22 protein-coding genes and 1 pseudogene are annotated in these 25,067 nt (G+C 71.5%); 5 read left to right on the top strand and 18 right to left on the bottom strand.

What is annotated here, in order from left to right; translation table 11 throughout:
- Positions 1 to 42: 42 nt before the first annotated feature.
- The 4 genes and pseudogenes from BLV39_RS17430 to BLV39_RS17415 all read right to left on the bottom strand — a co-directional run bounded on the left by BLV39_RS17430 (position 43) and on the right by BLV39_RS17415 (position 6,293).
- Positions 43 to 3,546 (bottom strand): ATP-binding cassette domain-containing protein, encoded by a 3,504-nt coding sequence (locus tag BLV39_RS17430; protein WP_090793258.1) that lies wholly within the window; start codon positions 3,544 to 3,546, stop codon positions 43 to 45.
- A gap of 265 nt (positions 3,547 to 3,811) precedes the next feature.
- Positions 3,812 to 4,890, bottom strand: a pseudogene (locus BLV39_RS17425) (M20/M25/M40 family metallo-hydrolase).
- A 570-nt stretch (positions 4,891 to 5,460) separates the two neighbouring features.
- On the bottom strand, positions 5,461 to 5,835 hold the full coding sequence (locus tag BLV39_RS17420) for a nuclear transport factor 2 family protein (RefSeq protein WP_090793256.1): 375 nt from the start codon (positions 5,833 to 5,835) through the stop codon (positions 5,461 to 5,463).
- Positions 5,832 to 6,293, bottom strand: coding sequence for a hypothetical protein (locus tag BLV39_RS17415; RefSeq protein ID WP_090793253.1), 462 nt, complete (start codon positions 6,291 to 6,293; stop codon positions 5,832 to 5,834). The genes BLV39_RS17420 and BLV39_RS17415 overlap by 4 nt, the downstream gene beginning before the upstream one ends.
- A 62-nt stretch (positions 6,294 to 6,355) precedes the next feature.
- Here BLV39_RS17415 and BLV39_RS17410 point away from each other — a divergent pair, with 62 nt between their 5' ends.
- Complete coding sequence (locus tag BLV39_RS17410) at positions 6,356 to 7,399, top strand: amidohydrolase family protein (protein WP_090793250.1); 1,044 nt, start codon at positions 6,356 to 6,358, stop codon at positions 7,397 to 7,399.
- 5 nt (positions 7,400 to 7,404) lie between these two features.
- On the opposite strand, the gene BLV39_RS17405 is transcribed toward BLV39_RS17410, so the two are convergent.
- Positions 7,405 to 8,571 (bottom strand): serine hydrolase domain-containing protein, encoded by a 1,167-nt coding sequence (locus BLV39_RS17405; RefSeq protein ID WP_090793247.1) that lies wholly within the window; start codon positions 8,569 to 8,571, stop codon positions 7,405 to 7,407.
- Positions 8,572 to 8,616: 45 nt separating this feature from the next.
- On the opposite strand from BLV39_RS17405, the gene BLV39_RS17400 reads away from it, so the two are divergent.
- The 3 genes from BLV39_RS17400 to BLV39_RS17390 are packed head-to-tail and all read left to right on the top strand — an operon-like array spanning position 8,617 to position 11,351.
- A complete protein-coding gene (locus tag BLV39_RS17400) occupies positions 8,617 to 9,444 on the top strand; it encodes an SDR family NAD(P)-dependent oxidoreductase (RefSeq protein WP_090793244.1) in 828 nt (275 codons plus the stop codon).
- A gap of 57 nt (positions 9,445 to 9,501) precedes the next feature.
- Entirely contained in the window at positions 9,502 to 10,089 is a 588-nt protein-coding gene (locus BLV39_RS17395) for an ArsR/SmtB family transcription factor (RefSeq protein ID WP_090793241.1), read from the top strand.
- A complete protein-coding gene (locus tag BLV39_RS17390; protein ID WP_239083588.1) occupies positions 10,086 to 11,351 on the top strand; it encodes an MFS transporter in 1,266 nt (421 codons plus the stop codon). Before BLV39_RS17395 ends, BLV39_RS17390 begins: the two co-directional genes overlap by 4 nt.
- Here the strand turns inward: BLV39_RS17390 and BLV39_RS17385 are convergent.
- The 3 genes from BLV39_RS17385 to modA are packed head-to-tail and all read right to left on the bottom strand — an operon-like array spanning position 11,339 to position 13,973.
- Entirely contained in the window at positions 11,339 to 12,400 is a 1,062-nt protein-coding gene (locus BLV39_RS17385) for an ABC transporter ATP-binding protein (RefSeq protein ID WP_090797460.1), read from the bottom strand. The two genes, BLV39_RS17390 and BLV39_RS17385, sit on opposite strands and share 13 nt — an antisense overlap.
- Positions 12,397 to 13,182: an ABC transporter permease gene (locus tag BLV39_RS17380; RefSeq protein ID WP_090793239.1), complete on the bottom strand. Its 786-nt coding sequence runs from the start codon at positions 13,180 to 13,182 to the stop codon at positions 12,397 to 12,399. The genes BLV39_RS17385 and BLV39_RS17380 overlap by 4 nt, the downstream gene beginning before the upstream one ends.
- Positions 13,179 to 13,973 (bottom strand): molybdate ABC transporter substrate-binding protein, encoded by a 795-nt coding sequence (gene modA, locus BLV39_RS17375; RefSeq protein ID WP_204082755.1) that lies wholly within the window; start codon positions 13,971 to 13,973, stop codon positions 13,179 to 13,181. The genes BLV39_RS17380 and modA overlap by 4 nt, the downstream gene beginning before the upstream one ends.
- A gap of 109 nt (positions 13,974 to 14,082) precedes the next feature.
- Between modA and BLV39_RS17370 the strand changes: the two genes are divergently transcribed.
- Positions 14,083 to 14,997, top strand: coding sequence for a class I SAM-dependent methyltransferase (locus tag BLV39_RS17370; protein ID WP_239083589.1), 915 nt, complete (start codon positions 14,083 to 14,085; stop codon positions 14,995 to 14,997).
- Positions 14,998 to 15,276: 279 nt separating this feature from the next.
- Here the strand turns inward: BLV39_RS17370 and BLV39_RS17365 are convergent, their stop codons facing one another.
- The 10 genes from BLV39_RS17365 to BLV39_RS17320 all read right to left on the bottom strand — a co-directional run bounded on the left by BLV39_RS17365 (position 15,277) and on the right by BLV39_RS17320 (position 25,061).
- Positions 15,277 to 16,764, bottom strand: coding sequence for a CYTH and CHAD domain-containing protein (locus tag BLV39_RS17365; protein ID WP_090793229.1), 1,488 nt, complete (start codon positions 16,762 to 16,764; stop codon positions 15,277 to 15,279).
- Positions 16,765 to 16,801: 37 nt separating this feature from the next.
- The gene (locus tag BLV39_RS17360) at positions 16,802 to 17,128 is read right to left on the bottom strand and encodes an STAS domain-containing protein (protein WP_176984955.1); all 327 of its coding nucleotides are present in this window, start codon (positions 17,126 to 17,128) and stop codon (positions 16,802 to 16,804) included.
- Between the two features lie 143 nt (positions 17,129 to 17,271).
- A complete protein-coding gene (locus tag BLV39_RS17355; RefSeq protein WP_090793223.1) occupies positions 17,272 to 17,493 on the bottom strand; it encodes a hypothetical protein in 222 nt (73 codons plus the stop codon).
- Positions 17,490 to 18,638: an inorganic phosphate transporter gene (locus tag BLV39_RS17350; RefSeq protein WP_090793219.1), complete on the bottom strand. Its 1,149-nt coding sequence runs from the start codon at positions 18,636 to 18,638 to the stop codon at positions 17,490 to 17,492. Before BLV39_RS17350 ends, BLV39_RS17355 begins: the two co-directional genes overlap by 4 nt.
- 181 nt (positions 18,639 to 18,819) lie before the next feature.
- On the bottom strand, positions 18,820 to 19,179 hold the full coding sequence (locus tag BLV39_RS17345) for an LPXTG cell wall anchor domain-containing protein (protein ID WP_090793216.1): 360 nt from the start codon (positions 19,177 to 19,179) through the stop codon (positions 18,820 to 18,822).
- Positions 19,176 to 20,225: a WxL protein peptidoglycan domain-containing protein gene (locus BLV39_RS44200; protein WP_090793213.1), complete on the bottom strand. Its 1,050-nt coding sequence runs from the start codon at positions 20,223 to 20,225 to the stop codon at positions 19,176 to 19,178. The genes BLV39_RS17345 and BLV39_RS44200 overlap by 4 nt, the downstream gene beginning before the upstream one ends.
- An 82-nt stretch (positions 20,226 to 20,307) precedes the next feature.
- A complete protein-coding gene (locus BLV39_RS17335; protein ID WP_090793211.1) occupies positions 20,308 to 21,504 on the bottom strand; it encodes an Ig-like domain repeat protein in 1,197 nt (398 codons plus the stop codon).
- A gap of 147 nt (positions 21,505 to 21,651) precedes the next feature.
- On the bottom strand, positions 21,652 to 22,455 hold the full coding sequence (locus tag BLV39_RS17330; protein WP_090793208.1) for a phosphate ABC transporter ATP-binding protein: 804 nt from the start codon (positions 22,453 to 22,455) through the stop codon (positions 21,652 to 21,654).
- A gap of 16 nt (positions 22,456 to 22,471) precedes the next feature.
- A complete protein-coding gene (locus BLV39_RS17325; RefSeq protein WP_176984954.1) occupies positions 22,472 to 23,380 on the bottom strand; it encodes a sortase in 909 nt (302 codons plus the stop codon).
- Positions 23,381 to 23,420: 40 nt separating this feature from the next.
- Entirely contained in the window at positions 23,421 to 25,061 is a 1,641-nt protein-coding gene (locus tag BLV39_RS17320; RefSeq protein WP_090793203.1) for an Ig-like domain-containing protein, read from the bottom strand.
- Between the last annotated feature and the right edge of the window lie 6 nt (positions 25,062 to 25,067).

Raw genomic sequence — 25,067 nt, 5'->3', positions numbered from 1 at the left:
TCACCCCCGTGCCCTACGTGCCGGCCATGAAGATAGCCCACGTCAGCCCGCGAGATGCCCCCAGCGCGGCGCCAGGTCCTGCCACGGGCCGCTGGCCGCGACCGTGCCCTCGGTGAGCACGACGACGTGGTCGGCCTGGGCCAGCGCGGCGTGTTTCGACGTCGAGCCGATCACCGTGACGCCGGTCGCCCGCAGCGCCCGCCACAGGTCGAGCTCGGTCGTCACGTCGAGCGCGGACGAGACGTCGTCGGCGATCAGCAACTCGGTGCGTGGCGCCAACGCCCGGGCCAGCGCCAGCCTTTGCAACTGGCCGCCGGAGAGCCGGGTGCCCTTGTGCCCGATCAGCAGGCCGAGCCCGCCGCCGGCCGCCGCGAGATCGTGCGAGAGCTGGGCGATGGTCACCGCCTTCTCCGCGTCGACCTGGTGGCCGAGCTCGATGTTGTCGGCGACCGTTCCGGACAGCACCCGAGGTAGCTGGCCGACATAGCCCACCTGGTTGGGGCGCAGGAACAGCTCGGGTTCGGTGACCGGCTCCTCGTTCCAGCGCAGCATGCCGCGGTGGTGCACGATGCCGGCCATCGCCCGCAGCAGTGACGACTTGCCGGCACCGACCGGGCCGACCACCAGCACGAGCTGGCCGCGGCGCAGGGTCAGGTCGACTCCGCGGACGCCGATCGTGCCGTCTTCGTGCACCGCCGAGAAGCCCCGCAGCTCCAGCTCGCGCAACGGCGTGCGGGGTGCGGCCACCGGCGCCGGCGCGATGCCGAGCGAGATGTCGACACCGGGCACCTCGGCCGAGTAGTCGGGCTGCCCGGCCATCGCCGCGGTGCGCCAGGTCCAGACCCGCGCCGACGGTAGCTGCGCGACCAGCGAGGCGGTGGTCCAGGCGAACCAGCGGGCCGCGCCGAGCGTGGCCACCGTGACCAGGGCGGCGCCGCCGGTGAGGCCGCCGCCGAGGTAGAGCGCCCAGGCGCCGATCGGCAGCAGGCCACTGATCATCGACGGCGTCGACCGGGCCAACACCTGCATCGAGATCTCCCGACGCTGCTTGTCGCTGCGCAGGAAGTCGAGGCGGGCCAGGTGGGCGAGCACCGGCTCGCTGGCGCCGGCCAGCTTGACCGTGCGGGCCGCGGAGAGGGAGGAGACCAACGCGGTGGCGAACGCGGCCCGGGCGGCCACGGTGCTGCGCGCCAGCTTCTCCAGCCGGCCGCCGAACGCGGTCGCCACGAGCCCCGAGATCAGCACGGTGGCCAGGAAGAACGCGGCCGGCACCAGCGACTGCGAGACCAGCGTCATCGAGACCAGCAGGAACACGCAGATCGTCTGGTCGACCAGGTGGTCGGCCATCAACACAACCCGCTCGGTGTCGCCGGCCTGCGCGACCACCTCGGCCGGCGTGTGCTTGCTGACCCGGCGCGGGCCGGTCTGGCCGTGCAGCAGCCGCAGGCTGATCCGCAGCATCTGCCGGACCCACCACTCCGGGTACCAGACGGAGCTCACGTAGGGCATCGGCAGGTAGATCAGCAGGCCGGCGATGATGCCGACGGTCGGCCAGAACACGCCGCCGCTGCCGTCGACCAGGCTGGCCCAGAGGAACGGCAGCACGGAGCCGTCGAGCCCGAGCAGCGTCATGCCGCAGAAGATGACCAGGCCGGCGATGCCGTACCGCGGGTCGTTGGTCATCAGCCGCAGAATCTCGCGCAGCGTGCCGGGCCGCGAGGGCTCGCTGACCGGCGGCGGATCGGCCTTCGGCGGCACGGTGATCGCGGTCGCCGGACGCGGGATGGCGTGGGCGGGGCTGGTCGGCACGTCGCCGAGCACCAGGTCGTGGGCGTCTGCTTCCGGCCGGTCGGCGAGTGCCACACCGCCGGTGCTGCCGCCACGACTGCGGGCCATCAGCGTCGCGAACCGCTCGGACTCGCGCAGCGGACCGGCCTCCAGCACCTCGCCGTCGGCCAGCACGATCACCTCGTCGCAGCGGCGCACCGAGGAGAGCCGGTGCGCGATCACGATGCCGATGCGGTCGCGCAGCAGGCGTTGGGTGGCCTGTTGGACCCGCCCCTCGGTAACCGGGTCGAGCCGCGCCGTCGCCTCGTCGAGGATCACGACGTGCGGGTCACGCACCAGGATCCGGGCGAACGCGACGAGCTGCTCCTGGCCCGCGGAGAGCACGTTGCCGCCCTCGCCGAGCCGGGTCTCCAACCCGTCGGGCAGCTCGGCGACCCAGGCCGACAGGCCCAACTCGTCGAGCGCGGTGCCGGCCCGGCCGATCAGCTCGGGGTCGAAGAGCGCCACGTTCTCGGCGAGCGTGCCAGCCAGGATCTCGGTGCGCTGCGGGACGATCGCGACCCACCGGCGCAGCCCTTCGAGGTCGATGTCGACCAGGTCGGTGTCACCGAGCCGGACCGTGCCCCGCGGCACGTCGACCGATCGCGTCAGCACCTTGGCCAGCGTCGACTTGCCGGATCCGGTGCGACCGACCACGGCGTACGAGCGGCCGCGCACGAAGCTCAGGTTGACGTCGCGCAGCGCGGCCGGGCGCCCGCTCGCTTCCGCCGCCGGGTAGCGGAAGGTCAGCCCCCGCACGGCGATGTCCGCGTCGGGCGGCGGGGTGCCGCCGACCGGCTCCTGCGCTGAGGCCTTGAGCAGGAGCACCCGACCCCAGGCGCCGAGCGCGTTCTGGAGCTCCGGGACCATCCGGCTCATGTGCTCGACCACGCCGGCGAAGCCGAGGATCAGCAGCCAGATCGCGGTGAGCCGCGCGCCGTCGATGCGCCCGGTGTTCAGCGCCCACACCCCACCGACGACGGCGAACGCGACGCCGACCCGCATCACGCTGACGGCCATCGTGGTGACCTTGGCGGACAGTCGCCAGACGACCCGGCCCAGCCGCAACACCTCGCGCGAGCGGGCGGCGAACAGACGAAGGACGTAAGGACGGGCCAGGGTGGTGCGCACGTCGTCCTGCCCGTGGATGGACTCCTCCATCACGGCGGCCAGGTCCGACCAGGCTTCCTCCTCGGCCATCCGAGCCGGCGCGATCCGTTGCGTCGGCTTGGCCAGCCAGATCACCAGGATCGCGGCGAGCACGACCATGCCGACGCCCGCCGGCCACCAGACGACGAGCGCGGTGACCACCGAGATGACGCCGATGGCGACGGACTGCACGACCCGGATGCCGCTGCCCCGCAGGTCGCCGCCGATCTGGTAGACGTCGTTGTCGATCCGGTCGAGCAACTCACCGACCGGCGTCGACTCCAGCTTCGGGATGTCCTGCCCGAGCGCGACCCGACACAGCCGCCGCCGCACATCGGCGGTCCAGTCGGCGCTGACCCGCGCCATCAGCAGCCCGGTAGCGGTGTCACTGAACACGGCGGCGGTAAGGGCGATGGACAGCGCCACGAACGCGGTAGTCGAATGATCGACCAACACAGGCCCGGCCAGAGCCGCAGCCAGCGCCATCCCGATGGCGTTGACCAACACAAGAACCGCTACGACGGCGGTGCGTAGCGGTGCGGTCGACCAAAGGTCACGAAGCAGCGGCATGGGTGTGTGTCCCCCGGGTTTGACGAACCTCCAGACTGCGCCGGAATCGCCGATCCCTCAACGCATTTAGCCCGTGCGCAAGGCGAAACCCCCTCGCCGCCGCCGGCAATGTACTCAACCGCGACCGCACGCACCGGCCGCCCGAAGAGCCGCTTTCCTCCAACTTCGACCACCGCGCCCCGCCAATCATCACGAGCGGACACGGCCAGGCGCGGCGGTGGGTGGGCCGCGCCGGTGCGGTGGCGGCGCGGCCTGCCCTGTTGTTCTACGTGCCGGGCACCGGGAAGGCGACCGGGCTGCGGTGGCCGTCGCTGTCGTAGGCGCGGACGCCGAAGAAGACGTTGTCCTTCGACAGGTCGACGGTCGTGCCGGTGACGTTGCCCGCGTCGATGACGTGGGTCCAGGTGTCTTCGCGGGTCTCCCGCCATACGACCTCGTAGCCCGCCAGGTCGGGATCGGTGCCTGCCTGCCAGCGCAGTTGGGTGTCGTTGGTCAGGTTGGTCGTCACGATGACCACGCCCTTGGGAGTGCCGGGGCCCTGGGCCAGCGACCAGACCGTGGCCAGGTTTACCTTGGCCACCCGGGCGATGAAGTCGAAGTCGCAGAACTCCGGCAGGTCGCCGAATTGCACGCCGTTCTCGACGCGGACGTCCTGGTGTTGGTGGGCGAAGATCTCGTTGGGCTCGGTGAACCGGCCCGCCGGGTAGCCGCGCTCCAGGAACGAGATGTGGTCGCTGCCGCGCAGGTAGCGGTCGCGGCGCCAGATCACCCGCACGTGCATGTCGGTCTCGTCGTTGTCGGCTACCGCGTCGACGAAGCGGGCCAACTGCCGGCTCGCCGAGTCGTTCTCGCCGCCGACCGAGCGTCGGGTGTTGCCCTGGGCGGGCGTTTCGGAGGTCGGTACGCCCTCGGAGAACAACCGGACCGTGCGCGGCTCGCGGGTGCCGTCGTCGGCCCGGCTCGAACCCACGATGTCGTTGGAGAACATGCCCTGGATGTCGGTGTTGGCGTCCTTCATCGCCTGGGCCATGTAGATGGAGCCGTAGAGGCCCTGCTCCTCCCCCGCCACGCGCCCAGCACCAGGGTCGACTCGAGCGGGCGGCCGGCCAGCACGCGTGCCAGCTCCAACAGGATCGCCACCCCGGACGCGTCGTCGTCGGCACCTGGCGCGTCGTCGGTGAAGTTCATGACGTCGGTGATCCGTGAGTCGTAGTGCCCGGTCAGCACGTAGACCCGCTCCGGCGTGACGGTGCCGCGCAGCGTGGCGATCACGTTGGTGAGCACCGTCGGGGTCGGCACGCGCGGCGACACCGGCTGGGTGAACGACTGCTTCTCCACAGTCATCCGCCCGCCGGACTTCGCGGCGATCCGCGAGAACTGGTCGAACAGCCAGTCGCGGGCCGCGCCGATGCCGCGCACCGGGTCGGTCTGCGTCGACAGCGTGTGCCGGGTGCCGAACGCGGCCAGCCGGCGCACGTCGGCCTCGATGCGGTCGGCGTCGACCTCGCGCAGTGCGCGGCGCAGCGCCGCACTGGGTCGTTGTGAGCTCAGCCGACGACCCGGCCCGTTGACCGGTGGGTCGCTCCACCGCCCGTCGGCCCGCGCGGGTGCCGCGCCAACCAACGGAACGGCCGCCGCGGCGGTTACTGCGGATGCGGACAGGAACGCCCGGCGGGTAGCCGTGGGTCGCTCCTGGCTTTCACGGTTGTCTCCCATTCCACGAATCATCGTCGTTGATCGATGTCATGTAAACTGCCTCGGTTCCGAGAGCATGGGGGTGGCATCGTGCGTCGGACGACCGCTGCGGCACTGACGGCTCTCAAAGGCTCTCGGCTGATGCTGTCGATAGCCGCGACCTTGGCCGTCGTGGCAGTGGCCTCGTGCGACGAGTGAGGGAGGCCAGCGTGGCGGTCCCTAGAAGCGTTCGACCAGATGCTCTCGGCCCGGCGGCGGCTCGTAGGGCTCCGGCCAGAACTCCGTGATCGTCGTGATCAGGCCGGCTTCGTCGAACTCGAAGAACGTCAGCGCCTCACCCGGCTCACCACCGGTGACGAAGTGGCACCAGGTCGTCGCCTGGCGCTGCTCGCCGACCACCCGGCGCACGGTCAGGTGCCACTCACCGGGATATTCCACATTGAACCGCAGGTAGGCCGCCTTGCCCCGGATGCGTTCCCGGCTCTGCGGTAGCTCGTAGACCACGTCGTCGGCGAGCAACGCACCGAACCCGGACCAGTCGCGGGCCTCGGCGGCGGCCCAAAAGGCCAGGGCCGCCGCGGAGGCCCTGGTCATGCCTCGGTCCGGGTGAACTCCATGACCCAGTTGGTCTCCCAGGTCTCACCCTGGTCGGCCGAGAAGGCCTGCTCCCACCGGGCCGAGTCGGGCTTGATGTCGGACCAGATGAACCGCACCTTGATCGGGCGTCCTTCGTAGACCTCGTCGGCCGTGAACACCCCGACACCGCTCTCGTCGAAGCGGCCGACCACCGGTGGCACCGACAACCCGGTGACGCTGCTCGCCCAGTAGAGCGACCACTCGTCGCGCTCGGCGTCGTAGAGCCGCAGGGTCACCCCGCCGAAACCCTGCGACGGAAAGGTGATCTCGTCGATGTTGCCGGCACCGTCGAACACGCTCCAGCCGCGACTGGTTCCCTCGAACTCGTACCACTCGGTGCTGCCGGCCAGAATCGAACGCAACCGGCGCTGTCGCGACGTCCAGGTGCCGACCAGGAAATCGAAGTCGTTTCGCATGGCAGGACGTTAGCGCGCCCCTACGACAATTGTTGGCCGGCGACCGGCGTAGCCTCCCGACGATGAGCGTTCTGCGGATCCGCGGTCGTGCCCTGCCCAGCGGCGAAGCGGTCGACCTGTACGCGGACGGCGACCGCTGGACCACCGACCCGGTGGCCGGCGCCGACCTGGTGGCCGAGGGTTGGCTGCTGCCCGGACTCGTCGACGCGCACACCCATCCCGGTGCGGAAGAGGTGGGCGCGCCGCTCGACGACGACACCCTCCGAGCGGACCTGCGCCGCCACGCCGACAGCGGCGTCACGCTGATCCGCGCACCCGGCCTGGCCGGCCACCCGCCGAAATGGTTCGGTGAGGAACCGGACCTGCCCCGCGCCGTACACGCCGGTCCCTGGTTCGCGCAGCAGGGCCAGTTCTTCGACGCCTGGGGCCGCCGCCCGAGCCATACCGACCTGCCCGGGCTGGCCGCGAGCCAGGCGGCGTCGACCGGCTGGGTCAAGCTGATCGGCGACTGGAAGCCTGGCGACCCGCCGTTCCCCGAAGCCGTCGTGCGGGACGTGGTCGACGCGGTGCACGCGGTGGGCGGCCGGGTCGCGGTGCACGCGCAGAACGCCGAGGGCTGCGCGGTTGCCGTCGCGGCCGGCGTCGACTCGCTCGAACACGGCATGTGGCTCGACCCCGCCCTGCTGACCCAGATGGCCGCACAAGGCACCGCGCTGACCCCGACGCTGGCCGCCCTGAGCGGCTCGCTGGAAAAGAGACGGGACCAACCCGACAGCCCGGGCAAGCGGTGGTACGTCGGTGGGGCGAGCGCACACCCCGCGCTGGTCGCCGCGGCGGCGGAGGCCGGAGTGACCCTGCTGGCCGGCACCGACTCACGCCCACACGGGCGAGTCGCCGACGAGATCCGCGCACTGGTCAAGGCCGGCGTGCCGGCACACGACGCGCTCGCGGCGGGATCCTGGTCAGCCCGTGAGTACCTGGGCCTCCAGGGCCTGCAACCTGGCGCACCCGCCGATGCCGTCGTCTACGCGCAGGACCCGCGCGAAGACCTCGACCAGTTGGAACAGCCCCTCGCGGTGATCCTGCGCGGCCGCCGGGTGCGCTGACCGAATCAGTCGTCGATCGCCTGGTAGGCCAGGGTCCAGAAGTCGCGCAGGATCGGCGGCGGCTCCGGAGAGGACCAGGCCCGTTGGGTCATCAAGATGGTGATCATCTCTTCCGCGGGGTCGATCCGCCACGAGGTGCCTAGGCCGCCGTCCCATCCGTACCGGCCGGGTGTGTCGGCGATCGTGTGTCGGCGGGTGGTCACCTTGCCGCCGAAGCCCCACCCGGACGCCTCGAACTCGTCGGCCACCCAGTGCGGCAGCACCTTCTGCGCTCGCGTCAGGTGGTCGGCCGTCATGGTCGCCAGCGAAGGCCGGGACAGCAGCCGATGCTCCCCCGTGCGCAGCATCATCCGCCCGAACGCGAAGAAATCCTCTACTGTGGACACCAGCCCGCCGGCACCGGAGAAGAACGGCGGCACGCTGGTCCACTCCTCCTGCGTGTCCAGCGGTTCCGCCGGATCACCCCAGTAGCCATGGGCCAGCCGGTCGAGCGAGCCCACCCAGAACCCGGTGTCGTGCATGCCCAACGGCTCGAACACCCGCTCCCGCAAGAGGTCCGCATAGGACAGTCCAGACGCCCGTGACAGCAGCACACCGAGCACGTCGGAACCCGTGTTGTAGAACCACTTCTCCCCCGGCTGCGCCATCAACGGCAGCGAGCCGAGCCGCTTCAGCCACTCGTCCTGGTCGGGCATCTCACGCGGCCGAGGCTCACCCATGCCGATACCCAGATCCCAGGCCGCTTTCAGCACCGGGTACGCGTCGGCAGGCGCGTACACCTGCCCGAAGCCCCACGTGAACGTCAGCAGGTCGCGCACGGTCACCGGGCGGAAGGCGGGCACGGTGTCGTGCAGGGCCGCGCCCATGCTGCGCAGCACCTGACGGTCGGCGAGCTCGGGCAGCAGCGCGTCGATCGGGTCGTCCAGCCGGATCCGGCACTCCTCGACCAGCATCATCGCCGCGGCCGCGGTGACCGGCTTGCTCATCGAGCTGACCCGGAAGATGGTGTCGGCGCTCATCGGACGCCCGCCGCCGTACGCCGTCGTGCCGAGTGTCTCGACGTGGGTCTGCCCGCGCCGGCTCACCAACGCCACCACGCCTGGCACGTCGCCCCGTTCGACATATCCGGTGAGTACGTCGCGCATCCGTCGCAACCGCATCGTCGACAACATGTCCCGACGTTAGCGTGCCTACGGTTGGCACAAGGGGGTGCCACCATGGCGAAAACCTGGCTGGTCACGGGAAGTTCGCGCGGCCTCGGGCGGGCGCTCTGCACCGCCGCGCTCGACCGGGGTGACAACGTCGTGGCCACTGCGCGCCGACCGGCCGACCTGAGTGACCTGGTGGATACCTACGGCGACCAGGTGAGCGCGGTGGCGCTGGACGTCAGCGACCCGGCCGCGGCGGAGGCGGCGGTCGGCGCGGCGGTCGACACCTTCGGCCGGATCGACGTGGTCGCCAACAACGCCGGAAATGCCAACAGCGCACCGATCGAGCACACGTCGCTCGACGAGTTCCGCCAACAGATCGAGACCAACCTGCTGGGCGTCGTGTACGTCTCGAAGGCGGCGCTGCCCCACTTCCGCGCCCAGCGGTCCGGCCACTACCTCCAGTTCTCGTCGATCGGCGGGCGCGTCGGCGGCACACCGGGCATCGGGCCGTACCAGGCCGCGAAGTTCGGTGTGGAGGGCTTCTCGCTGGTCCTCGCCGCCGAGCTCGAGCCCTTCGGAGTCAAGGTGACGATCGTCGAGCCCGGCGGCTTCCGCACCGACTGGGCCGGATCTTCGATGCGGATCGAGGACGGCGGTCCCGAGTACGCCGAGTCGGTCGGCCGCATGGCCCGCTACCGCGAGCAGGCCGGCGGCAACGAGCCCGGCGACCCGGCCAAGGCGGCGCAGGTGCTGGTGGACGTGGTCGACCTCGACGAACCGCCGAAGCGCCTGCCGCTCGGTTCGGACGCCCTGGGCCTCGCGGAGCGCCACAACCACGCACTGGCCGACGAGCTCGCGACCTGGGCGGACGTCTCCCGCTCGACCGACTTCTGAAAGAACTCTTTCGCAAGAGCTGTTGCGCAACAGCTCTTGCCATGCCACGCTATCGGCATGGCAGAACGTCACGTCCGACAGGTCACCGACTCGCGCGTGCTTGCCGCGATGTCCCACCCGCTGCGCCGGCGGCTGCTGGACGTGCTCACGGTCTACGGCCCGCAGCCGGTCGGCGCGCTCGCCGAGCGGACCGGCCAGGCCCCGGCCAACATCAGCCATCACATGAAGGTGATGCGCGAGTGCGACCTGGTCGAAGAGGCGCCCGAGCTGGCCCGCGACCGCCGCGAGCGCTGGTGGCGCCCGGTCAGCGCCGGGCTGCGCTGGTCCGGCCGGGACTTCGACGACGACCCCGGCGAGGCCGCCGTGCTGCGGGCCGCCGAGTCACTCAACCTCGACCACCAGGTGGGCCTGGTCCGCGAGTGGTACGCCGCGCCCGACGAAGAGCAGGCGGTCTGGGGCGAGAGTACGTTCGCGGCCGACCGTTGGCTGCACCTCACGCCCGCGGAACTACTCGAGCTGAGCCGCGACCTGGTCGCCCTCCTCGACCGCTGGTCGGCCCGCTCAGCCGAAGCCGCCGCGGAGCCCGGCGACGAGACCCGCCGCCCCGTGTTCGTGTTCGCGCACGGCATCCCGGCAACACCGTGACCGCCGGCGGCGGCACCGTGGCCGGCCGGGACTTCCGGCTTTTCTGGCTCGGCCAGGCCACGTCCAAGCTGGGCAGCAGCGTCAGCTCGGTGGCACTGCCGCTGGTCGCGGTGGCGACCCTCGACGCCGGCACGTTGCAGGTTGCCTTGTTGGCCGCGTTCACCTGGCTGCCCTGGCTGCTGATCGGCCTGCCAGCCGGCGCCTGGGTCGACCGCCTGCCCCGCCGCCCCTTGATGATCGGCTGCGACCTGCTCTGCCTCGTCGTCTTCCTCAGCGTGCCGCTGGCCTGGTGGCTCGGCACCCTGACGTTGACCCACCTGTTCATCGCGGCGCTGGTCAGCGGCACCGCCGGCGTCTTCTTCCAGACCGCGGACCAGGTCTTCCTGCCCACCCTGCTAAGCCCGGGCGACCTGCCCGGCGGCAACACAAGACTGCAGAGCACCGAGCAGGCGGCACACGTCGCCGGCCCGGGCGTCGCCGGTCTGCTCACCCAGCTCGCCGGCGCGGTCGCCGGCCTGCTCGTCGACGCGGTCAGCTTCCTGGTCTCCGCCATCTGCCTGTGGCGCATCCGCGTGCCGGAACGCCTCCATCGTGGACCCCGTCGATCGCTCAAGGCCGAGGTGGCCGAAGGATTGCGGTTCGTCGCGCGCGACCCGTACCTGCGGGTGCTCACGATCTGGGGCGCGGTCAGCAACCTCGCGCTGATCGGCTACCAGTCCGTGCTGGTGGTCTTCCTGGTCCGCGAGGTGGGCGTGGCGCCCGGCGTCGTGGGCGGCCTGATCGCCGCGACCAGCCTCGGCGGCGTGCTCGGCGCGGCGGCGGGCAGCGCGCTGGGCCGCCGCCTCGGCACCGCCCGCGCTCTGCTGGCCAGCAACGTGCTCGCGACGCCGTTCGGCCTGTTGCTCCCGCTGGCCGAGCGGGGACCGCGGCTCGCGCTGGCGGTCGCCGGTGTCGCCGTGCTGATCGCCGGGGTCAGCGCCGGCAACGTGGTCAAGGGCAGCTTCCGGCAGACGTACGTGCCGCACGAGCTGCTCGGCCGGGTCACGGTGAGCATGCAACTGCTCAACTACGGAACGATCCCGCTCGGCGCGCTGATCGGCGGCGTGCTCGGCGCCAGCATCGGGTTGCGGCCGACGATCTGGCTCAGCATGGTCGCGGCCGTCGCCTCCGGCCTGATCCTCCTGATCGGACCGATCCGCACCGCGCGCGACCTCCCCAGCACGCCGCGAAGCACGCCACGCGAGCTGGTTCACGCCGGATAGGCGTGCGTCTCCGTCGCCTTGACTGCCGCCCAGACCTGCTGTCCCGGCCGCAGACCGAGCTCGGCGGCGGCCGGCGGCGTGACGTCGGCCGCTGCCTCGACCGGGCCGTGCAGCACCACCCGCAGGTTGTCGCCGTGCCGTTGGATGCCACCGACCGTCGCCGCCCATACGTTGCGCGGGCTGCCGGCCGGGCGGTCGCTGTAGATCGCCACGGCCGACGGCCGGAACGCGACGAAGGCCTCGCCGCTGACCCGGTCGGTGACCGCCAGGGTGAACCCGTCGGCGAGCCGGACCCCGTGGTCGGACGCGTTGCCCCGGTAGAGGTTGAGCCCGACCAACCGGGCGACGTAGTCGGTGCGCGGCCGGGCGGTCACCGCCGCCGCGTCGCCCTCCTGCACCACGGCGCCGTCCTCGATGACCACCAACCGGTCGGCGAGCACCAGCGCGTCCAACGGGTCGTGGGTGACCAACAGGGTCGCACCGGGGTGCTCGGCCAGGTGGCGCTGCAGCTCGACCCGGGTGTCCAGCCGGGTACGCGCGTCCAGCGCGGCCAGCGGCTCGTCGAGCAGCAGCAGCTCCGGGTGGGTGGCCAGGGCCCGAGCCAGCGCCACGCGTTGGGCCTGCCCGCCGGAAAGCTGCCGTGGCTTGCGTTTGCCGAGCTCCGCGAGGCCCACCCGGGCCAGCCAGTCACCCGCCTCGGCCCGTGCCCGACGCCGGTCGACGCCGTGCCGTCGCGGGCCGAACGCGATGTTGTCGAGCGCGGACAGGTGCGGGAAGAGCAGGTAGTCCTGGAACACCACGCCGATCGGGCGGCGTTCCGGCGGTGTCCACACCCGGGCGTCGGGGCGGTCGAGCACCCGCTCGCCGAGCGTGACGTGCCCGGCGGTCAGCGGCTCCAACCCGGCCAGTGCCCGCAACGCCGTGGTCTTGCCGGCGCCGTTGGGACCCAGCAGGGCGAGCACCTCGCCGGCCGCGATCCGCAGGTGCGCGTCGAGCCGGAAGGCGCCGCGGTCGACGACGAGCCGGGCGTCGAGCAGTCCGCCGGTCATGCGCTCGAGATCCATTTGTCGCGCAGGCTGGCCAGGATCGCCACGGACACGATCAACAGCAGCAGGCTCAGCACGATGGCCGCTTCCAGATCGGTCTCCAGGGCCAGGTAGACCGCGAGCGGCATGGTCTGCGTCTTGCCGGGGAAGTTGCCGGCGAAGGTGATCGTCGCGCCGAACTCACCGAGCGCACGGGCCCAGCAGAGCACCGCGCCGGCGGCGACACCGGGCGCCACGAGAGGGAGCGTGACGTGGGTGAACGTCGTCCAGCGCCCAGCACCGAGGGTCGCCGCCGCCTCCTCGTAGCGGGCGTCGGCACCACGCAGCGCACCCTCGACCGCGATGATCAGGAATGGCATCGCGACGAACGCCTCCGCGATCACCACGCCGGCCGTCGTGAAGGGCAGGGTGATCCCGAACGTGCTGTCGAGCCACTCGCCGATCAGCCCCCGCCGGCCGAACACCAGCAGCAGGGCGACACCGCCGACCACCGGCGGCAGCACCAGCGGCACGGTCACCAGCGCCCGCACCAGCCGCCGGCCCGGAAACGACACCCGGGCCAGCAGCCAGGCCAGCGGCACGCCCAGCACCAGGCAGACCAGCGTCGCGATGGTCGCCGTCAGCAACGAGAGCCGCAGCGCGCTCAGAATGCCGGGCTCGGTCAGCCGCTCGGGCAGCGTGCTCCACGGCGCCCGGTAGAGCAGGCCGACCAGCGGCAGCACCAGGAAGAGCAGCCCGAGCACCGCCGGTACGGCCAGCGCCAAGGGCGCCCGACGGCGCCTCACGGTGCCTGGAAGCCGGCGTCCGTCAGAACCTTCTTGGCCGGCTCGGACAGCACGTACGCGACGAACGCCTGGGCACCCGCCTTGTTGGGAGCGTTCTTGACCACGACGATCGGGTACTCGTTGATCGCGCTGGCCGACTCGGGAAACTCGACCCCTTCGACGTCGCTCGCCGCGGCCTTGGCGTCGGTGCGGTAGACCAGCGCCGCGTCGACCTCGCCTAGGGTCACCTTGGACAGTGCGGCCTTGACGTCCTGCTCCTGGGTGACGGGGGTGACGGTGACGTTGGCGGCCTGCAGCGCCTTCTGCGCGGCGGCGCCACACGGCACCTGCGGCGCGCACAGCGCGACCTTCACGCCCGGCTGGGCCAACCCGGCGAGCGTGGTGATGTTCTTCGGGTTGCCCTTCGGCACCACGATGACGAGCTGGTTCTTGACGAAGGTCTCCGGCGTGCCATCGGCGTTGCCGGCGTCGGTGACCGTCTTCATGTTGGCCGGGGCGGCGGACGCGAACACGTCGGCCGGCGCGCCCTGGTTGATCTGGGTGGCCAGGGCCGAGCTGCCGGCGAAGCTGAACGTCACCGTCGTGCCCGGGTTGGCGGCCTCGAAGTCCTTGCCGATCTGCGTGAACGACCCGGTCAGCGACGCGGCGGCGAACACGGTGATCGGGCCCGACACGGCGTTGGGACTGGCGCTGGCGCCGGTCGCGGCGGTGTTGGCACTGTCGCTGCCGCACGCGGTCAGGCTCGCGACGGTGACGGCGGCCAGGACGATGCTGGTCCAACGTGCTCGCACGGACACATCCCTTGTCTCAGGCATCGCAGATGCGATGGCAAACCAGGCTTGAGGTTGGCATTCTCCCTAGCCACTGGTCAGAATAAGCCAGCAACTGCAAGATAGAACAGTGACCAGGTGGCAAGAGATGATCGACAACCTCGTCGATCTGCTCCCGGCAGCACCGGCGACGGTCGTGGTCGACGGGGCCGGCGAGCGGAACGCGCTGGTGGCCGACCGGCTGACCCAGGCCCTCGACCCGCAGGTCCTGGTGACCGCAGGTCCAGGCTGGCGGGAGTCCCGCCCCGACGCGCTGGTGTGGCTGCGCCTCCTGCCGGGCAAGGCGGACGGCCCCGAGCACCAGGCCGACGTGGTGATCGACCTGCACGACCCGGAGTGGCCGGTGATCCGGCACGTCGACCAGCGGCTGGCCGACCGCACCCGGTGGTACCTGCCGGAGAGCCGGGCCTTCTTCGCTGTCCGGGCGGCGACCTGGGACGCCAAGTTCGGCGATGACCTGCCCGCCTACGCGGCGGCCGTGGCCGAGGCAGCCCTGCCGGCCGGTGGCACCGCGGTCGACGTCGGTTGCGGCACCGGCCGGGCGCTGCCCGCGCTGCGCGCCGCGGTCGGCCCGGCCGGGCTGGTGCTCGGCGTCGACATCACGCCGGAGATGCTGGCCGTGGCGAAGGAACGGGCCGCGACGCTGCTGCTGGCCGACGCCCGCCGCCTGCCACTGGGCGACGCCGTGGTCGACGGGATCTTCGCGGCCGGCCTGGTCGCCCATCTCCCCGACCCGACCGACGGCCTGCGCGAGCTGGCCCGGGTGACCCGGCCCGGCGGGCGACTGGTGATCTTCCACCCGTCGGGGCGGGCCGCGCTCGCCGCCCGGCACGGCCGCCCGGTCCGCGCTGACGAACCGCTGTCACCAGGCCCACTGGCCGCGTCCACCGCGGCCGCCGGCTGGCGCCTGGACCGCTACGACGACCCAGAGCACCGGTTCCTGGCCGTGGCCACCCGGATGCGCCAGGCTGGTCCGGTTTCCTGACCGAGGCCACGCCGGCAAACCACGGCCGCAGGCCACGCCAGCAAACCGCGACCGCAGGCCACGCCAGCAAACCACGACCGCGGGCCACGCCGGCAAACCGCCACCCCTGGCCACGCCAGCAAACCGCGAACCCGGGCCGCGCCGGCAAACCACGGCCGCAGGCCACGCCGGCAAGCCGCGACCGCGGGCAGTGTCGGCAAACCGCCGCCCCTGGCCACGCCAGCAAACCGCGAACACGGGCCGCGCCGGCAAACCGCGACCGCGGGCTAGGAAGAGCGCCTACCGAAGCCAGCGCCGCAGTTTGCGGCGTCGGGATTTGGCCTGGGCGGCGGGTAGGGCACGGACCAGCGCGCGGCCGTGCGCGACCTGCTCCGCGTACAACAGGCCGTAGGTGAAGGTGTTGGCCTTGCGGCCGAAGGCTTGGACGGCGGTCTCGCGCAACACCTGTCGGGTGATGACGGAATCCTGGTGGTCCCCGAGCAGGTCCTGGAGACCCCTGAGGCCCCGGACCAGCTTGCGGGCATTCTTGTCGCCGGCCAGCTTGCGCACCTCGACCGCATAACGACCGCGCTTGTACGCCTTGCGCGCCTCGTGCAGCGCGGGATCGTCGTCGCCGGTGTCGCGTTCGGCCTGCCGCTCAAGTGCGGTGTCGAGCAGGCTGTCGGCCCGGCGCACCGCCTTGTGGATCCGCCGGTTCACCCAGCGCGGGCTGACCCGCATCGCCGGCGGCGTCTCGACCAACTCATCCAGTGTGGACAACAGAGTGGCGTAGCGGCGCGAGGTCAGCGCCCGCCGCAGCGCGAGGAGTGCGGCGGCCTCGTCTGCGGCGAACCGCTCGCTCAGGTCCGCGGCGACCGGGCCGAGCACCAGCTCCGCGGGCTCGCGGCGCACCGCCTTGGCCAGCCGCGGCCCCATCACCTGGGCGTCCCGCACGCCGCCGAGCTGCTCGCCGAGCCACTTGAGCTCGGCGCGGACACCGTCGACGCGACCGGCGTCCCAGAGCTCGCGGAAGCTGCGGAACGTGCTGCGCAGCCGGCGCACCGCCACCCGCATGTCGTGCACGCCGTCGACGTCGCCGGCCCGGGCCGCCGGTTCGTGCGCGACCAGGTCGTCGCGGTGGGCGGCGGCGTAGGCGAGGACCGGTGTGGCCGCTCCGGCGTCGATCGCGGTGAGCACGTCGAGCCGCTCCCCCAGCACCCGGTGGATCTTCGCCGGCGACCCCGGCCGTGCGCCGGCCCTGCGCAGCCGGCGCTCGACGGCGTCGAGCAGATCCTCGTCGCCCTCGACCAGCTCCACCTCGATCTCGTGCCACGCGACGCGGCGGTCGTCGACCAGGTCGTGCCCGACCACGGCGTCGTCGGCGAGCGTGGCCAACACGGCACCATCGGCACCGAGCAGCCGCCACTCCCGGCGCCGGGTCTCGATCCGGGCCACCGGTTCGACCGTCGCGCCCCGGGTCGCCGCCTGGACGAGCCCCATGAGGTCACGCGGCGGGCTGGTGCTCTTGGTCAGCGCGCGTTGGTGCTCGGTGCGGGCACCACCCGCGGCGCCGACCTTGAGGTGCCAGCCCGCGTCGGCCCCGCCGGTGCGCCGGCGCAGCGCCAGGGCACCGCGGGTCAGCCGCAGCTCAGGCGTGTCGTAGTAGGTCGCGTCGAGCTTGAACAGGGCCGGCTCGTCGAGTGCGGCGATGCCGTCGTGGGAGAGGTCCGGCATCCGGAAGCCGTCGGGGCTCTCGAACTTGCGCTCACGCTCCACCACGGTCCGCATGACCTGTTCCTACCCCGCCGCCGGGTTGGTATGCGGATCAGACCCGCGCGGCTGGGCTGACCTGGGCGCGCGGCAGCCCCGCGACCAGTAGCTGCTCGGCCACGTCGGGAGCGGCCTCGCGCACGGTCATCGATATGCCGCTGTCGCTGGCCACGTCGGCCCCGGCGACCACGGCACCGATGCCCTCGGGCTCGATGTGCCCGGCACCACGCAGGTCCACGATCACCTGGGTCGAGTCGGTGTGGCGGATCGCACGCACCAAAGCCGCCCGTAGGTCGGCTGCGTCTGTGGCACCCACGTCGCCGCGTACTTCGACAACGACGACGCCGAGTTGGTCGCGCTCGGTGACGAGCACCGTACCCACGGGGATACCTCCGGGTCGGCCGCGTTTTCGGCGCCTTCACGGTATCCGTGCCAGCAGGCTCGCACCACCCACTGTTAGCTAGCCGTTAGGCCCTGTTTCATGACTGGGCCCGCCGCAGCCCGGCCTCAGTCATGAGACAGGGCCTAGAGCAAGGTATAGATCCCATATCCGACGGCCGCGGCGCAGATGGCGAAGCAGAGGCTGGTGATCGCGATCCGTAACGGGGTTGGCCGGCCCGCGGACTCGCCGTCGGCGCTGGCCGGGCTGAGCACTCGGATCCCGACCGCGTAGAGGACGATCACGCCTCCGCCCAGGAACAGCGCGGCCATCAGCACCGTGCCGAGGTCTCCCCAGGGAACGTTCATCGCGCGTACCTCGATGCCACCGAGGGCTTGGACTTGGACTTGGGCGACGCGACGGGCTCGTCGTTGACGTTGTGCCGGTCGACCTTGTTGCGCCGCGACAGCAGGTAGAACGTCGCGGCCAACGCGACCAGCACCGCCGCCACGATGATCACGCCGGCCGTTCCGCTGATCGCGACCCGGCCCGCCAGCGCACCGATCGCGGCCGCTGCCGGCAGGGTGAGACCCCAGGCGATCGCGATCCGGCCGGCAACGCCCCACTTGACCTCGGAGAGCTTCTTGCCGACGCCGGAGCCGATCACCGCGCCGGACGTGACCTGAGTGGTCGAGAGCGGGTAGCCGAGGTTCGACGAGGCCAGGATGACCGTCGCCGCGCTGGTCTCCGCGGCGAAGCCCTGCTGCGGCTCGATCTTTGTGAGCCGGTGCCCGACGGTACGGATGATCCGCCAGCCACCGAAGTAGGTGCCCAGGGCGATGGCGAGGCCGGAGGTGAAGATCACCCAGAGCGGCGGCCCGCTGTCCGCACCCAGCACGCCGGCGGTGATCAGCACCAGCGTGATCACGCCCATCGTCTTCTGCGCGTCGTTGGCACCGTGCGCCAGCGACACCAGTGACGCCGAGACCACCTGCCCGTGGCGGAAGCCCGCGCGGACCTTGCCTTTGGCCGCCCGCCTGGTGATGTTGTAGAGGAGGAACGTGCCCGTCGCGGCCACCACGCCGGCGATGAGCGGCGAGGCGATCGCCGGAATGATCACCTTGGTCACGACCGTCGCGAAGTTCACCGCATCACCACCCGCGGCGATCCAGGTGGCGCCGATCAGGCCGCCGAACAACGCATGCGACGAGCTCGACGGCAGGCCGACCAGCCAGGTGAGCAGGTTCCACAGGATCGCGCCGACCAGCCCACCGAAGATCACCGCTGGAGTGATCTTCGCGTCGTCGACCAGACCACTGGAGATCGTCTTGGCGACCTGCACCGAGAGGAACGCGCCCGCGAGGTTGAGCACCGCCGAGATGGCGACCGCGACCCTGGGCCGCAACGCCTTCGTCGCGATCGAGGTCGCCATCGCGTTGGCGGTGTCGTGAAAGCCATTGGTGAAATCAAAGGCCAGTGCCGTGATGATGACGACGATGACCAGAGTGTCCATCGATGCCTCCCAGGGGAACCCTGGTCAATGAGGTCCCCTGCCGAGGCACCGTGGATCGGCCCATGAGGTGACCCTTCGGCGAACCCCGCATCAGGACGGCATGACACGACCCAAGCGTGAAACTAATTCACCGTTCCCATTCTCGACCTCAGGCAGCCGCCGTGGGCGGAGTTCGGCCAGATCAGCGGGCCATCCAGCGTTCCGCGTCGGCGCGGCGCCGCGCCAGCACCCGCAGCAACACACCGCCGGCGACGAACAGGCCGCCGACCAGGGCGATCATCATGATCGCGGCGCCGGTCCTCGGCAGGTCGCCACCGCCCGGATCCTCGTCCGGCGGCTCGGTCGTCGGCGGTGCGGTGGTGGGTGGCGGCGTGGTCGGCGTGGTGCTCGGGTTCGGTGCGATGCGCACGGTCAGGTCGACCCGGGCACCGCTCGGACCCGGCGTCGGGGCGATCACCGCGGCCTGCGCCGGAGGTCCGGGCACGGCGGCCACCGCCGGAACACCTAGAGCGACCAGCAGGACGAACGCGGCCCGCTTCACGGCGCCGTCGGGACGGCCTGGCCGGCGCCGTCGAGGAAGGTGGGCGCGGGACGCCGGCGGGCGCGGAGCAGGAAGATCCGGTACACCACCAGGGCGAGGACGACGACCAGCAGGGCGAGGATCAGCCAGGGTACGGCGGTCGTGCCGGCCTGTCCGGACACCGAGGGAAGCGTCTCGCGGTTGGTCGTCGGGTTGAAGTCGACGGCGGTGGTCAGCCGGCCGGCCGGGAACACCGAGGAGAACTCCTGCCGCAGCCGAAGCTCCGAGTCGGGCAGCAGTTCCGCGACCGTGATCGGGTCACTGCTGGCCAGCCGTACGCCCAACGGACCGTCGACCCGCACGCGCACGGTGCCGGACAGGCGCACGTTGCCGTGGTTCGCGACGCGGTAGGTGACCGCCATCTTGCCGCCGGGCAGCGGGATGATCGGGTTCTCGTAGTCGACGTCGACGGCGGTGACCGCGGCCACCGGCGTGAGCGGTCCCGTGACCCGCAGGTAGACCCGGGCGGCGACCCGCCGCTCGACGTCGACCCGCTGACCCTTCTCGTTGACCTGCTGCTCGGTGATCGACGCGATGATGCCGCCGATGTGGTCACCCGGCGTCGCTCCGGCGGGCACCGACAGCGTGAACGGCATGTCCGAGCGCTTGCCGACCGGCAGCGTGGTGGACGCCTTGGGCAGCTTGATCCAGGTGCCGACGCCGTCGGGCTTCCGGTTGCGGGGCAGCAGCGCGAAGCCGCCGTCCGCCGCTGTGAACGCGTCCGTCGCGTAGAGGTCCACGGTGAGCGGCTTGGTGCCCAGGTTGCTCACCGAGATCCAGTCGGTGATCGCTTCCTTGGTGTTGAGCTCGTAGTCGAACTGCTTACGCCCCTTGGGTCCGGTGGGGCTTCCCGGCACGACCGTCCAGGTAGGACGTTCGGCACGCCGGGCGGCCGGTGCGGCGGAGGCGAACGGCATCGGCCCGGAGGTGAGCAGCATCGCCGCCACAGCGACGAACACCCCGGCACGCCAGGCGCGTCGGGGTCCGTTGACAGTTCTGGTGTTCATCTGGGCGGCTCCGGTTAGAGGACGGTGGTACGTGGGGTGGCGGAGGTGCCGCAGGCTGCGACACCTCCGCCGTTGACACCGATCAGGCCAGCGTCAGGGTCAGGGTCGCCGCGTACTCACCCGGTGCCACGTCGTCCGGGATGGACAGCGTCAGGCCGGCGTCGCAGGTGAACGTGCCGGCGCTGGCGCCCGAGGCGGCCGAGCAGAGGGTGCGGGTGTCGCCGAGGTCAGCAGCGGCGCCAGCGGTAACCGCGCCCGAGCCCGAGACCTTGGCGGCCGACGGGGTCCAGGCGAGCTTGCTGTTGGCGATGGTGCTGGTGCCCTGGGCGAAGTCCTCGAGCTGACCGGTGAGCGACCAGCCGACGTTGGTGCCGCGGAGGTCGGTCACGGTCGCCTTCGGCAGGGTGCCGCTGGCGGTGCCACCGACGACGCCACCGGACAGCGAGGTGGTCGGCGCCGCGACGGCCAGGCTGAACGCGCCCGGGTCGATCGGGGCGAGGATCTCGACGTCGGCCGACGGGCCGGTGGTCTGGCCCGGCGCGATGGTGAACGCCGCCGCGGTCGACACGGACGACTTGAACGCGGTGGCGTCCGCCGGCGTGAAGGCCGCGGTGAACTGGTAGGTGCCCACCGGCAGCGCGGTGGTGGCGAAGGTCGCGACGCCGTTGGTCACGGACGCCGAGCCGATTACCGTGGTGCCCCGCTTGAACTCCACGGTGCCCGTGGCGGTGTTCGGGGTGACGTTGGCGGTGAAGGTGGCCTCCTGGCCACGCTCGATGCCACCGGCCGGCCCGACCGACAGGGCGGTCGTGGTCGCCTCGGCGACGGGGATCCGCCACGTGGTGCCGTTGACGACGATGGAGGTGCGGAACTCGTCGACGTGCCGGCCCTCGGTGAGGGAGTAGCACTCGACGATGACCCACCACTCACCGGCGGCCGGCGCGGTGCCGCCCAGCGCGGTGGTGAAGGACCGGTTCGAGTTGACCGAGATCGGCGCCTCGTCGAACCCGCCGCCGCCGAGGGCGACCGCGAGGTTGCTGTAGGGACCGCCGGGGCGGCCGATGCGCAGCGACGCGTTCTCGCCGAAGCCGGTCGGGCACGCCGGGCTGGTGGCCGTGGCGAACATCGGGGTGTCGTTCACACTGCCGCTCTGCTGCGACAGCGTGACCTCGCCCAGCGAGGCGGCCTGGGCCGGGCTGGCGATACCCGCCAGGACGCCGGCCGTGATGGTCGCCGCACCCAGCAGCGCGGCCGCGCGAGCGAACACACGCTTGCTCATGGATCACTTCCTCTCAGAAGTTCAAGCCGGGTCCGGTGAACCGGCCGCGATCAGGCTTTACAGCGGCTGTGTCCCGGTCATCAGGCCGATCTCTCCGCCGGACGTGCGCTAGGGAAACAGTTGGTGCCAAGGGCTCATCCGTTTCGGCTACCCGAAGCGACCGTTGACGTAGTCGTTGGTCCGTTCGTCGCGCGGCGAGTCGAACATGACGTCGGTCGGCCCGTGCTCGACGATCGCGCCAGGGGTTCCGTGCGAGGCGAGGAAGAACGCGCAGAGGTCCGAGACGCGGGCCGCCTGCTGCATGTTGTGCGTGACGATCACGATGGTCACCTCGCCCGCGAGCTCGGCGATGGTCTCCTCGATCCGCCGGGTGGAGGTCGGGTCCAGGGCCGAGCAGGGCTCGTCCATCAGCAAGACCCGCGGGCGTACGGCCAGCGAGCGCGCGATGCAGAGCCGTTGCTGCTGGCCGCCGGAGAGCGCGCCGCCGGGCGAACGCAGCCGGTCGCGCACCTCCTTCCAGAGTCCGGCCCGGGTCAGCGTCTCCTCGACGATGTCGTCCCGGGTCGAGCGGGAGGCCCGCGTGCCGGTCAGCTTCAGGCCGGCCAGCACGTTGTCGAAGATGGACATCGCCGGGAACGGGTTCGGCTTCTGGAACACCATCCCGACCTGGCGGCGTACGTCGGTGACGCGGCGCTCGGACGAGTACAGGTCGGTGTCGTCGAGCAGCACCTCGCCGGCCAGCGACGCGCTCGGCACGAGCTCGTGCATCCGGTTGAGGATTCGCAGGAAGGTCGACTTGCCGCAGCCGGACGGGCCGATCAGCGCGGTCACCTTGCCGGCCGGCATCACCAGCGAGACCCGGTCGAGCACCTTGTGGTCGCCGAACCAGGCCGAGATCGCCCTGGCGTCCAAGGTTCCGCCGATCGGCGGGGCGGTCAGCGTCTGGGTCACGTCGTATCTCTTTCTCTCAGAGCAGGTTGGGCAACAGGCGCGCGGCCTGGTCGGCGACGGCGAGACCGAGGAAGGCGAGCACCGGCGCGCCGATGATCCAGGCGTGCCAGCCGCTCAATCTCGTGCGCAGCCAGGTGACCGCGATCGCGGCGAGCAGCAACGCCTGGCCCCACAACATCGCCCAGAGCCAGCCGGACGAGTCGGTCGCCATCACCCGGTCGGCCGTGGGCAGCGAGCCCTCGCCGAACTTGCGTGCCGGGGTGGGTTGCGCGGGCGAGAGCAGTTCGGCGTCGACGTAGACGGTGCCCTCGGGGTCGAACGCCTTGCCGTGCGCGGTGATCAGCGTCAGCCGACCGGCACCCGGCACGAGCTCCGGCGGCTCCGGCTCACCCGGCCGGCGGATGCCGGTCACCTTGTACTCGGCGCGTCCCTGGCCGGTGGTGGCGTGGATCGGGTCACCCTTCATCAGCATTTCGAGGTCCCGGAACGGCGCGCCGTACGCCGCCTGCCGTCCCATGAGGACACTCGCACCGGATTGCCCGGGCAGCACGGTGTCCCGCCGGTGCCCCGGTCCCGCGCGCAGCACGTCGCCGCTGGTGCCCTCCACGACCACCGCGCTCAGGCCGATGCTCGGAATCTCCAGCCACGTCACGGGGCTGCCCGGCTCGACCAGTTCCTCCGGCCGCGGCGAGCCGTCGGGCTCGTACGTCACCCGGTACTGGCCGACCGGCGCGGTGCCCAGCTTGAGCTCGGCGCGGAAGTCGGCGAACAGCGTCTGCTGGTCACGCTGGTACTGGAGCCACGAGACCGCGGTCAGGTGCGCGATCAGCCCGATGGCGAGCACCGCGACGATGGTGAACGCGGTGCCGACGACCTGCAGCCCGAGGTTCGGCGGCCGGGACGGGGGCGGGGACGGCGGCGGCACCGCCGGCACGCTAGGTGCCGGCGGTGCCGATGCCTGAACGTCAGTTGTCGTCATCGTGGCGGTCCAACCAGGGCACCGACGGGAACAGCCGGCGCCGACGACCGGTGGTCATCGCGAGCGCACCGACGCCGACCAGACCGGCGCCGACCATCGCGACAGCGACGATCGGGGCACCGGTCGTGGGCAGGTTGCCACCGTCGTCGTCACCACCCGGGTCGTCGCCGTCGGGATCGTCACCGTCGGGGTCGTCGCCGCCCGCCGCATCGGTGATCACGAAGTTCACGGGCGCCGACGTGGAGTTGGCGAAGGTGGCCGTGTCCGTCGGCTGAAACTCGGCCGTGAACACGTACGTGCCGACCGGGATGTTGACGAGGTCCAGCTTGGCCACGTTGTTGACGACCGTGACCGCCGCGCCGAGGGTGGCCGTCTCGTTCTTGAACTGGACGGCACCGGCCGTGCCGCCCGGCGTGACGGTCGCCGTCAGCGTGATGGGGGCGTTCGCCGGTTGCGGGCTCTGCTTGCTCGGGCTCAGGGAGACCGTGGTCGCCTGTTTCACCGCCTCGCCGACCTGATAGTCCGGCAGCGACACGGTCGACGGTCCGAAGCCCTCGCCGGGTACGAACGTCGCGGTGATCGTCAGTTTGCCGCCCGGCAGCTCAGTGGTCTCCTTGACGGCCGCGTGCTGGTCGACCGGCACCTCGGCACCGATCGGAACGTCCGTCGGGTCCGCACCGCGCCGGTAGGAGAACGCCACCTTGCCCAGCGCGTTCGCCGGCTCGATCGTCGCCGCGATGGTCACGTTCGCGCCGACGTCGGCGTGGTTCTTCGGCGTGACCTCGATCGCGACGGTGGTCGGCATCGGGTCGGCCTGCTGTCGCACGTTGAGCTTGACGACGTTGCTGGTCGACGCCTGGTACTCACCGATCGGGGTGAACACCGCGGAGAGGTCGAAGAACTCGCCGGTCTCGTTGACCGGGATGTCGCTCGTCGTCAGTACCGCCTTGCCGTCGGCCACCGCGACCTTGCCCATCGACGCTTTCGTCTCGTCACCCGGCGGGTCGTAGAAGAACTCGACCTCGCCGCCGACCGTCACCGGCGTCACCGCCGCGGTCAGGGTCACCGGGGCGTCGTCCAGCACCGACCAGCTCGGCGAGACGGTCAGCGTGGTGAAGGTGAGGTCCTTGCCGGGGCAGGCGTTCCCGACCGCCCACCGGGCGCCGCAGACCTTGATCGGGGTGCGGAACTCGTCCGTGTTCCGGCCCTCGGTGAGGCTGAAGCACTCGATGATGACGATCCAGTCGCCCTCTGCCGGCGCCACGCCACCCATCGCCGTGGTGAACGACCGGTTGGGCGCCGTCTCGCCCGCGAACTCGACGTCCGCCTCGTCGAACCCGCCACCGCCGAGCGCGACCGCGAGGTTGTTGAAGGGACCACTGGGAGCGGGGCCGACCCGCAACCCGGCGTTCTCGCCGTATCCCGTCGGGCATGGCCCGGACGTGGCTGACGCGAACATGGGTGTGTCGTTCACGTTGCCCTGCGGCTGCGACAACTTCACCTCACCGAGGCTGGCGGCGCTGGCGCCGCTGGTCGCGATGACCAGGGTGCCGGCCGCGATGCTGGTGATGGCGGCCGCGAGCAGAGCCGCTCGCGCGACCAGCCGGGTCAGACGACGCCTGTGCATCGCTGG

Origin of the sequence: Asanoa ishikariensis (assembly GCF_900107455.1) — a bacterium.
Classification (GTDB): domain Bacteria; phylum Actinomycetota; class Actinomycetes; order Mycobacteriales; family Micromonosporaceae; genus Asanoa; species Asanoa ishikariensis.
This window is presented reverse-complemented; position numbering and strand designations above follow the sequence as displayed.

Excerpts from the sequence above, each read along its gene's own strand:
- BLV39_RS17430 (WP_090793258.1), bottom strand. The coding sequence starts at position 3,546 with ATGCCGCTGCTTCGTGACCTTTGGTCGACCGCACCGCTACGCACCGCC.
- BLV39_RS17420 (WP_090793256.1), bottom strand. The coding sequence starts at position 5,835 with ATGACCAGGGCCTCCGCGGCGGCCCTGGCCTTTTGGGCCGCCGCCGAG.
- BLV39_RS17415 (WP_090793253.1), bottom strand. The coding sequence starts at position 6,293 with ATGCGAAACGACTTCGATTTCCTGGTCGGCACCTGGACGTCGCGACAG.
- BLV39_RS17410 (WP_090793250.1), top strand. The coding sequence starts at position 6,356 with ATGAGCGTTCTGCGGATCCGCGGTCGTGCCCTGCCCAGCGGCGAAGCG.
- BLV39_RS17405 (WP_090793247.1), bottom strand. The coding sequence starts at position 8,571 with ATGTTGTCGACGATGCGGTTGCGACGGATGCGCGACGTACTCACCGGA.
- BLV39_RS17400 (WP_090793244.1), top strand. The coding sequence starts at position 8,617 with ATGGCGAAAACCTGGCTGGTCACGGGAAGTTCGCGCGGCCTCGGGCGG.
- BLV39_RS17395 (WP_090793241.1), top strand. The coding sequence starts at position 9,502 with ATGGCAGAACGTCACGTCCGACAGGTCACCGACTCGCGCGTGCTTGCC.
- BLV39_RS17385 (WP_090797460.1), bottom strand. The coding sequence starts at position 12,400 with ATGACCGGCGGACTGCTCGACGCCCGGCTCGTCGTCGACCGCGGCGCC.
- BLV39_RS17365 (WP_090793229.1), bottom strand. The coding sequence starts at position 16,764 with ATGCGGACCGTGGTGGAGCGTGAGCGCAAGTTCGAGAGCCCCGACGGC.
- BLV39_RS17355 (WP_090793223.1), bottom strand. The coding sequence starts at position 17,493 with ATGAACGTTCCCTGGGGAGACCTCGGCACGGTGCTGATGGCCGCGCTG.
- BLV39_RS17350 (WP_090793219.1), bottom strand. The coding sequence starts at position 18,638 with ATGGACACTCTGGTCATCGTCGTCATCATCACGGCACTGGCCTTTGAT.
- BLV39_RS44200 (WP_090793213.1), bottom strand. The coding sequence starts at position 20,225 with ATGAACACCAGAACTGTCAACGGACCCCGACGCGCCTGGCGTGCCGGG.
- BLV39_RS17335 (WP_090793211.1), bottom strand. The coding sequence starts at position 21,504 with ATGAGCAAGCGTGTGTTCGCTCGCGCGGCCGCGCTGCTGGGTGCGGCG.
- BLV39_RS17320 (WP_090793203.1), bottom strand. The coding sequence starts at position 25,061 with ATGCACAGGCGTCGTCTGACCCGGCTGGTCGCGCGAGCGGCTCTGCTC.